The organism is Bradyrhizobium diversitatis, from assembly GCF_016031635.1.
GTDB lineage: Bacteria > Pseudomonadota > Alphaproteobacteria > Rhizobiales > Xanthobacteraceae > Bradyrhizobium > Bradyrhizobium diversitatis.
This window is the reverse complement of sequence record NZ_JACEGD010000127.1, coordinates 1-614: the sequence shown is the minus strand read 5'-3', so window position 1 is coordinate 614 and position 614 is coordinate 1. Positions and strand designations below refer to the sequence as shown.

Annotated in this window: 2 protein-coding genes; both read left to right on the top strand. The window is 64.0% G+C overall.

The window, feature by feature from the left end; genetic code table 11:
* Positions 1-151: iron-sulfur cluster assembly accessory protein (locus H1B27_RS40735; protein WP_512699753.1), on the top strand; the 151-nt coding region annotated here is incomplete at its 5' end.
* Between the two features lie 198 nt (positions 152-349).
* On the top strand, positions 350-614 hold a 265-nt coding region (locus H1B27_RS39745; RefSeq protein ID WP_197969571.1), incomplete at its 3' end, for a TfoX/Sxy family protein.

Below are 614 nucleotides of genomic sequence, written 5' to 3'. Positions count from 1 at the left end.
TCCCAAGGCCGTGCTGTTCCTGCTCGGCACCGAGATGGACTACAAGGCCGACAAGATGCAGGCGCAGTTCGTCTTCAACAATCCCAACCAGGTCTCCGCCTGCGGCTGCGGCGAATCGGTCGAGCTGCGTCCCGCCAAGATCGACGGGTAATTAGCCCAACTCTCCCGTCTCGTGTCCCGGACGCGCTGCAGCGCCATAAGCGCGTTTACGCGCGTCTTCGACGCGCTATGGCGCTGCTGCGCAGAGCCGGGACCCACGCTATACTTCCCGTCGCAGAGGGACTGGGCCTCGGCTCAGCAGCGCAGCGTGTAACGATGCGCTGCGTCCGGGGCACGAGAGAGCGTGCCCATGGACCGCGAATTCCTGATCGACCTGTTCGCCGATTTCGGCCCCGTCACCATCCGCAAGATGTTCTCGGGCTACGGCATCTCCGCCGACGGCGTCAATTTCGCGCTGTCCCTGCGCGCCGGCCTGTTCTTCCGCGCCGACGAGACGACCGTTCCGGACTTCGAGGCCGAAGGCTCAAAGCCGTTCCAGTATTCGACCCGCGCCAAGACCGTGGTGGTCAATTCCTACTGGGAGTTGCCAGCACGCCTGTTCGATGATTCCGCAG